The organism is Olsenella profusa F0195 (assembly GCF_000468755.1).
Lineage (GTDB): Bacteria > Actinomycetota > Coriobacteriia > Coriobacteriales > Atopobiaceae > Olsenella_F > Olsenella_F profusa.
The window spans coordinates 140,640-148,674 of record NZ_AWEZ01000073.1 but is presented as its reverse complement, the minus strand read 5'-3'; the positions used below and the strand labels follow the sequence as shown (position 1 = coordinate 148,674).

7 protein-coding genes are annotated in these 8,035 nt (G+C 64.2%); 1 reads left to right on the top strand and 6 read right to left on the bottom strand.

Annotation, left to right across the window (positions count from 1 at the left end; genetic code table 11):
• Positions 1 to 220 precede the first annotated feature (220 nt).
• The 4 genes from HMPREF1316_RS12880 to dnaK form a co-directional block, all read right to left on the bottom strand.
• Positions 221 to 664 (bottom strand): heat shock protein transcriptional repressor HspR, encoded by a 444-nt coding sequence (locus HMPREF1316_RS12880; protein WP_021727430.1) that lies wholly within the window; start codon positions 662 to 664, stop codon positions 221 to 223.
• On the bottom strand, positions 654 to 1,622 hold the full coding sequence (locus tag HMPREF1316_RS12875; RefSeq protein ID WP_021727465.1) for a DnaJ C-terminal domain-containing protein: 969 nt from the start codon (positions 1,620 to 1,622) through the stop codon (positions 654 to 656). The genes HMPREF1316_RS12880 and HMPREF1316_RS12875 overlap by 11 nt, the downstream gene beginning before the upstream one ends.
• A gap of 109 nt (positions 1,623 to 1,731) precedes the next feature.
• The gene (locus HMPREF1316_RS12870; protein WP_021727422.1) at positions 1,732 to 2,538 is read right to left on the bottom strand and encodes a nucleotide exchange factor GrpE; all 807 of its coding nucleotides are present in this window, start codon (positions 2,536 to 2,538) and stop codon (positions 1,732 to 1,734) included.
• An 83-nt stretch (positions 2,539 to 2,621) separates the two neighbouring features.
• The gene (dnaK, locus tag HMPREF1316_RS12865) at positions 2,622 to 4,538 is read right to left on the bottom strand and encodes a molecular chaperone DnaK (protein WP_021727357.1); all 1,917 of its coding nucleotides are present in this window, start codon (positions 4,536 to 4,538) and stop codon (positions 2,622 to 2,624) included.
• A gap of 330 nt (positions 4,539 to 4,868) precedes the next feature.
• Between dnaK and yfcE the strand changes: the two genes are divergently transcribed.
• A complete protein-coding gene (yfcE, locus tag HMPREF1316_RS12860; protein ID WP_021727462.1) occupies positions 4,869 to 5,420 on the top strand; it encodes a phosphodiesterase in 552 nt (183 codons plus the stop codon).
• A 20-nt stretch (positions 5,421 to 5,440) separates the two neighbouring features.
• Here the strand turns inward: yfcE and HMPREF1316_RS12855 are convergent, their stop codons facing one another.
• Positions 5,441 to 6,217, bottom strand: coding sequence for a DeoR/GlpR family DNA-binding transcription regulator (locus HMPREF1316_RS12855; protein WP_021727424.1), 777 nt, complete (start codon positions 6,215 to 6,217; stop codon positions 5,441 to 5,443).
• A gap of 139 nt (positions 6,218 to 6,356) precedes the next feature.
• Positions 6,357 to 7,622, bottom strand: a complete 1,266-nt coding sequence (locus HMPREF1316_RS12850) for a zinc-binding dehydrogenase (RefSeq protein WP_021727375.1) — start codon at positions 7,620 to 7,622, stop codon at positions 6,357 to 6,359.
• Positions 7,623 to 8,035: the final 413 nt, after the last annotated feature.

Genomic DNA, 8,035 nt, shown 5'->3' with positions numbered 1-8,035 from the left:
CGCTCGGACCGGCCTCCCGGGTCGTTCGCAATCGCGGACGACCCGGCGTTCCGCGAGCCGCAGGCAGAAGGCCTGCCCCCGTCGGGAGGGACGCCCCCGAGGACCGTTTTGGCCCCAGAAATCGCATACGACCCGCGGGGGGCCTCCGCGCGACTGCATACGACTCGAAGGGGGCCGCCGCGAAAGTGCGAACGACTCCCCTCCACTCCCCCAGGGAGGGCTACTCGTCGGCACTTTTGAGCAACCCTCGCATGACCTGCTCGGGGCTTGCGCCATCGTAGCGGGCCAGCGCCGTGATCCGCTCCCGTATGCGCAGCTCGTGTATCTCGTCCTCAAGCTTGCGCACGCGGGAGCGCAGCCGGTCTATCTCCTGGTCGCGCGCCTCCGCACGCTCGCGCATGTCGAGGATGCGCACGACCCCCGCCAGGTTGATGCCCTCGTCCGTGAGCTTGCTGATGAGATTGAGCCGCTCGATGTCGCCCCGCGAGTACAGGCGCGTGTTGCCCCGCGAACGGCCGGGGTTCACGAGCCCCTTCTGCTCATAGACACGCAGCGTCTGAGGATGCATGCCCGTGAGCTCAGCCGCTACGCTGATCATGTACAGCGGCTTGTCCTTTGAGGCACGGTCGGGGATGCCGGCCCCGTCCTCATCGCTACGCGCCATAGCGATTCACGCCCCTTCTATAGTCACGCTCGTCCTCATCGCGGAGTGCCTGCAGCTCGTCACGCTCCCTTGCGGAAAGCCGCGTGGGAACCTTGACGCGCACCGTCACGTAGAGCGCTCCGGTGCCTCCCGAGTGCTTGACGTCGGGCGCGCCCATGCCACGGAAGCGGAACGTCTTGCCGTCCTGGGTACCGGCGGGAACCTTGAGCAGCAGCTCCCTTCCTGCGGGCGTGGGAATCTGTATGCCCGCGCCCAGCGCCGCCTCGTACATGCTTATGGGCAGCTCCATGCGCACATCCGCGCCATCACGCTTGAAGAGGGGGTGCTCAAGCACGTGCGTGGTGACCACGAGATCGCCACGGGCCCCACCGTTGGCGCCATACTCGCCACGACCACGGTAGCGCAGCTTGCCGCCATCGACGGCTCCCGCCGGAACCTTGACGTTGAGCGACTGTCGCTCCCCCGTGGAGGGGATGGTGAAGGTCACCCTGCGCTGGGTGCCCTTGAAGGCCTCGTCGGCGCTGACCTCGATGGTCATCGTCAGGTCGGAACCCTTCACGGGACGGCTGGTGCGTGCTCCCGCAGCCTGGCCGCCAAAGATCGTGGAGAAGTCGAAGCCCGAGAAGGCACCATCGCCGTTGCGGATACTGTCGAAGATGTCGCCCCAGTCGCCGCCGACGTTGGTGGTGTAGGTATAGCCGCCGCGATTGCGGCCGCCCGAACCGCCGAAGTCGGATCCGGGAATGCCGCCGAACATCAGCAGCTGATCGTATTCCTTACGCTTCTGGGGGTCACTGAGCGTAGTGTACGCCTCGCTGACCTCCTTGAACTTCTGCTCGTCGCCGCCCGCATCCGGATGATACCTGGCCGCGAGCTTGCGAAACGCCTTTTTTATCTGGTCGTCTGTGGCGTCACGCTTCACGCCAAGGACGTCGTAGTAGTTCCTCTTTCCTGCCATGAGGCGAACGCCTCCCTTCTTGCTTGTACGTCGTCCGGCGCCTAGGCCCAGGACAACTCAAAGGGTGCGCCCGAACCACCTCGATCCGGGCACCTGGCAAGCCGTTGCCTTACTCTGCCCCTCCATCGTCGGCAGAACCCTGGGGGCACGCGCCCTCCGCGCCTTCCTCCGGCGCTGCCACCTCGGGCTCGGGGGTGGGTCGCTTGGGGCCGCCGTAGGTGACGATGACCATCGCGCTGCGGATGACCTTGCCCCCCATCCGGTAGCCCTTCTGATACACCTGCTTCACCGTCTCGTCGTAGGCCTCGGTGTCCTCCTCACGGCCCACGGCCTGGTGGATCCTCGGGTCGAAGGCCTCGCCCGTGGGGTCTATGACCTCCACGCCCTCCTTGTTGAGCACGCCATACATCTTGTCGTGAATGGCCTCCACGCCCTCGACGAACTGCATCACGCCGGCGTCGCCCGCATTGTTCTCCTGTGCATGTCCACACGCGCGCTCCATGTCATCCAACACGGGGAGCAGGCTCACCACCAGCCTCTCCGCAGCGCGCTCGCGCTCGGCGAGGCGCTCCTGCGCGGTGCGGCGGCGATAGTTCTCCCAGTCGGCCTGCAGGCGCGCGAGGCGCTCCGTGGAGTCGTCCGCCTGCCTCTTGGCAGCGGCGATCTCATCCGCCACGCCATCAAGCTGCCTCTGGAGTGCGTCGCGCTCAACGACCAGACGCTCTGCCTCCGCCTTGAAATCCTCCTCGGCAGCCTCCTCACCGGCCTTGATGGCCGCCTCCACGCGGGCTCGCTCCTCGGCATCCTCGTCAGTCGTGGCATCCGTCGCACGGACATCGTCCGTCGTCTCTGCACCAGTGGCGTCAGCCCCTGCCTCCTCGGGCTTGCGCCCGTCATCCTCGATTGGCACGTTCACGTCACCCTCCTCTGCGCCCAAGGGGGCGGCCCCATGAGGGCCGCCCTCCGGTCTCATCTACGAGCCGCGTCTGACCAAGGGCACTACTTGTTGTCCTTGTCGTCATCGACGACCTCGTAGTCTGCGTCAACCACATCGTCGGTATTGCCCGCGGCCTGTGCGCCCGAGGCGTCGCCGCTGGCGCCTGATGCCTGGGCGTTGGCGTCGGAGTAGACGATCTCCGCCAGCTTGTGGCCAACCTCCTGGAGCTTCTCGCCCGCGGCCTTGATGGCATCGACGTCGGTGCCGTCAAGCGCCTTCTTTGCCTCGGCCACGGCATCCTCGACCTGCTTCCTCACATCGGCGGGAGCCTTGTCACCCAAGTCCTTGAGCGTCTGCTCAGTGGAGTAGCACAGGCTGTCGGTCTGGTTGCGGACCTCGATCTCGTCCTTGTGCTTCTTGTCCTCCTCGGCATGGGACTCGGCATCCTTCACCATGCGGTCGACCTCGTCGTCCGAGAGGGCTGTGGAGCCGGAGATGGTGATCTGCTGCTGCTTGCCGGTGCCCTTGTCCTTGGCCGTCACCTTCACGATGCCGTTGGCGTCGATGTCGAACGTGACCTCTATCTGGGGCACGCCACGCCGCGCGGCGGGAATGCCGGTGAGGTTGAACTTGCCCAGGCTCTTGTTGTCGGCAGCCATCTCGCGCTCGCCCTGCAGGACGTTGATCTCGACGGACGTCTGGTTGTCGGCAGCCGTGGAGTAGATCTCGGTCTTGCTCGTGGGGATGGTGGTGTTGCGGTCGATCATCTTGGTCATGACGCCGCCCATGGTCTCCACGCCCAAGGAGAGCGGCGTGACGTCGAGCAGCAGGATGCCGGACACGTCGCCCGTGAGGACGCCCGCCTGAACGGCGGCGCCGTCGGCCACGACCTCGTCGGGGTTCACGGACATGTTGGGCTGCTTGCCGGTCATCTGCTTCACGAGGTCCTGCACGGCGGGCATACGACTGGAGCCGCCCACGAGAATGACCTCGTTGATGTCGGAGAGCTGCAGGTTGGCGTCGCGAAGCGCGCTGGTGACGGGCGCCTTGCAGCGCTCGAGCAAGTCGCGCGTGATGCGCTCGAACTCGGCACGCGTCAGCGTGTACATGAGGTTCTTGGGGCCATTGGCGTCCATGGCGATGAACGGCAGGTTGACGTCCGCCTGCTGGGCGCTCGAGAGCTCCTTCTTGGCGTTCTCGGCGGCCTCCTTGAGGCGCTGGAGCGCCATGGGATCCTTACGCAGGTCGATGCCATTCTCCTGCTGGAACTTCTCGGCCATCCAGTCTATGACCTTCTGGTCCCAGTCGTCGCCACCCAGGTGGTTGTCGCCGTTGGTGGCGAGCACCTCGATCACGCCGTCCGCGAGATCCAGGATGGAGACGTCGAACGTACCACCGCCCAGGTCGAAGACCAGGACCTTCTGCTCCTGGTTCTGCTTGTCCAGGCCATAGGCCAAGGCCGCGGCCGTGGGCTCGTTGACGATGCGCTGCACATTGAGGCCGGCGATCTTGCCGGCATCCTTCGTGGCCTGGCGCTGGGCGTCGTTGAAGTAGGCGGGCACGGTGATGACGGCATCCGTGACGGCCTCGCCCAGGTACTTCTCGGCGTCCGCCTTCATCTTGGAGAGGATCATGGCACTGACCTGCTCGGGCGTGTAGTCCTCACCCTCGATCTCCACCACGGCGCGGCCGCCCGTACCGGGCTTGACCTTGTAGGGCACGGTCTTGAGCTCGGAGCCGACCTCGTCGTAGCGGCGGCCCATGAAGCGCTTGATGGAGAACACGGTGTTCTTCGCGTTGGTGACGGCCTGGTTCTTGGCGGCCTTGCCCACCACGCGGTCGCCATCCTGACGGAAGCCCACGACGGAGGGGGTGGTGCGGTCGCCCTCGGCGTTCACGATGATGGTGGGCTCGCCTCCCTCGAGAACGGCCATCGCAGAGTTGGTGGTGCCAAGGTCGATGCCCAGAATCTTGCTCATGGTGATGTTCCTTTCCCCGCGCTCACGGGAGCCTGGCGCACCCGAAAGCCTTGTTCGCACTGGCATACGTTGTTACTTGTTCCCATGCGCTTAGATTCTATACATTATCTAAGTCTCTTTACATGAGATTTAGTGTCATTCGCACCATAAAGCCGATGCGTAAGACGGACGTCCGTCTCGCACCCACCAACCTGGTCGGATGGTGGGCATGGCACCGTGAAAGCGTTTTGTGAGCTTTGCGCGAACCAGGGACAGCGGCGTGCGCACAGTCCTAGAGTGCTCTGTAGGCGAGAACCCTACAGGCACGGGCGGGCGGAGCTGGAGGCATCCATGAGACTGCTCATCGCATCGGACATCCATGGCGCGGCAGACTGGTGTGCCAGGCTCATGAGCGCCATCGAGCGTGAGAGCCCGGATCGCGTGGTGCTGCTCGGCGACCTCCTCTACCACGGTCCGCGCAACGAGCTGCCGGCGGACTATGCACCCAAGCGCGTGATCGAGATGCTGAGCCCCATTGCCGACCAGGTAATCGCCGTGCGGGGCAACTGTGATGCCGAGGTGGACCAGATGGTGCTGGGCTTCTCCCTCATGTCCGAGAGCACGGCCCTCTATGATCCGGACGCAGACTGCACGCTCTTCCTGACCCATGGGCACGTATGGGGGCCGGGCATCCACAACTCCGTCGACCGCATGCCACCCCTGCCTGCGGGCAGCACCATCGTATACGGCCATACGCACAAGAAGGTGCATGCGAAAAGCGAGGCGCACCCAGGCATCTGGTGCTTCAACCCCGGCTCCGTGGGCATCCCCAAGGATGGCACGCACAGCTATGGCGTGTACGAGGAGGGCACATTCCTCTTCCGTGCCCTTGACAGTGCCTAGCTGGCCATGGGCCTCCGGCGTCAGGGGCGCGCCGAGGCCTGGACGACCTCCACGCCCGCGCTCGCGCAGTCGTCAAGCAGCTCTTGGGAGAGCCCGCCATCGGAGACGATCCTGTCAACTTCCGCCAGCCCACAGATGGGGAAGGTGGTGCGCTTGCCCTCCTTGCTCGAATCCATGAGGACGATGGTCTCGCTGGCACACTTCATGCAGGTGGCCTTGAAGACCGCCTCGTCATCGAGCCCACAGGAGAAGCCACCCCTGCGCTCATAGGCCGTGACGCCTAGAAAGAGCTGGTCAAACGCAAGCATGCGCAGGCTATTGGTGGCTCGCGCCCCCGAGATGCTCATCGAGGCACGATTGAGCTGCCCGCCGATCAGGTAGGTCACGACCTGATTGAGACGGGCGAGTTCGATAGCGACCGTCAGCGAGTTGGTGAAGACGAGCAGGCGCATGTCGGGCAGGGCCGCCGCCATGGCCGTGGTGGTGCTGCCCGAATCGACGAATATCGTCGTGTTGGGACGTATGAGCTCGATCGCCTTGCGTGCGATCTCGCCCTTCTGCGCCACGCTGCGAGAGCTGCGGTTTGCCAACAGGTCGTCCGTTCCGATGGCATAGCCCACCGAACGGACCCCGCCGTGCACGCGAATGATGCTGCGCTGCTGGTCGAGCGCCTTGAGGTCGGTTCGCAGGGTCATGTCGCTCACGTCGGGGAAAGCCCTCTTCAACTGCGAGAAGGCAACGCTCCCCTCCTGGTTGACCAGCTCGACGATACGTTCGCGACGCTCGTTCATATCCATGTCCCAAGAACCCCCAGACACGCCCCGTGCGCGACAAAAGCCGCTGCGCCCATGAGCTTCCATGGTAGCGCAGCGGCATGGTCACACCGACGGGATCAGGGCTGACCACCGAGGTCGCGACCCCCCGGCAGTCCATCGACTAGTCCTGCGCCCAGTTTTCCAGCAGGAAGCGCTCTGCCTCGGGATTCCACAGACCATTGTGCGCCTTGACGAGGTCGGCGAGCCTTCCGTAGCGCCCATCCTCGCCAGCCTTGCCGCGCAGGTCGTCCAGGGCAACGAGGGGCATGTCCATATGGGTGTAGATGAGCTTCTTGCCACCGGGGATCTTGGGAAGGTCGAGCGTGGTCTGAGGCGCCGCGTCCAGGCCGCCGATGTGGGTGACCATGACGGCGGGATCGAGGCGCCCCGCCGCCGTGAGCTCAAGGGACTCGATCTCGTCCGCGGTGTTGCCACCCGTGGTTCCCATGACATGCTGGGAGCCATAGTGAACCTCGTAGAAGTTTATCTCGGCAGAGAACCGCCTGTCGGTGGGCCCGGCAAAGAAGTTGAGGCAGCCGTCGCGGCCCAGGATGAGGCTCGACTGGTTGACGACCTGCCTGACGGGGGCGTAGCAGAGCACGTCATCGTACCCCTTGCCACCCGTGAGGTCACGCAGGGCCCTGACGGGATCCCCGACGACACCCGTGTTCACAAAGTGCAGGTCGATGCCGTCCCGCTCCTTGACGTCGGCAGGCGGGAAGAGCGCCGCCGCACGGTCGAGACGCTCCTGGTCGATGTCGGTCACGGTGACGAGGCCGGGCCTGCGGTCGCAGTGAAGGGCATAGGTGAGCGCCCCGAGGCCCATGGGGCCGGCCCCGGCCATGATGGCAAGGCTGCCCCCCTCGACGATGCCCATGTCATGGGTGTAGACACCCATCTTGGTGTGGTAGGCCGCATGGAAGGCGCCGATCGAGCAGCTCATGGGCTCGGCCAGCGACGCCTGGTAGTAGGCCTCCCCCTCGTAGACGAGGAAGCAGTCCGTGGCAAAGACCTCCTGGGGGATGATGCAGTAGGTGGCATCGCCGCCGCAGAACTCGTAGGAGTAGCCGGGCGAGTCCATGGAACCCTTGTAGTTGATGGCGGGCTGGATCGTGAACTTCTGGCCGGGCCGGTACCTGTCCGCATACTTGGCCCCCACCTTGACGATGTCACCGGCAAACTCGTGACCGGTGATGGCGGGGTGATCCGCCACGTCCGCATGGACACGCTTGTGCTCGGTGCCGAGGATGGCCATCTTGTAGGTGGACATGCAGATGGAGTCGGAGACCACCTTGACGAGCATCTCATCGTCCCTGATCTCGGGGAGCTCGAACTCATCTATCCGGATGTCGTTGGCCCCGTGAAGCCGTGCCGCCTTTGCCCTCATTTCCGTTTCCTCCTTGGCTCTTGCCCAGACAGACCGTATGCCGCGCCCTGATGCTTCCGCGCAGCTTGAACCGACCCTGAAACCGGAGACGCACCCTGCGCCCCTCCCTGGCGCAGAATACTTTTGTTTCAAAAGTCATGATTTACGATACCAGGATGCGAGCCTCTGTCAACACCTATTTCAAAAAGTATAACTTTGCTGGAATTTTACCGTTTACGCCCACTAATCTACCGTTCGTGGCGCTCCGGTGCTCCTGTACTTGTACTTTTGTTTCTAAAACAATAGATTCTCTTTCAACAGTATTGGCTTTTGTATAGCAATTCAATGGCGAGGGATGGGACCACCCGCGCACACAGGGATTCGGGTGCCGCCCAAGGCACGAGGGTGCCCCAAGCCCCTGGTGGGACAGGGGT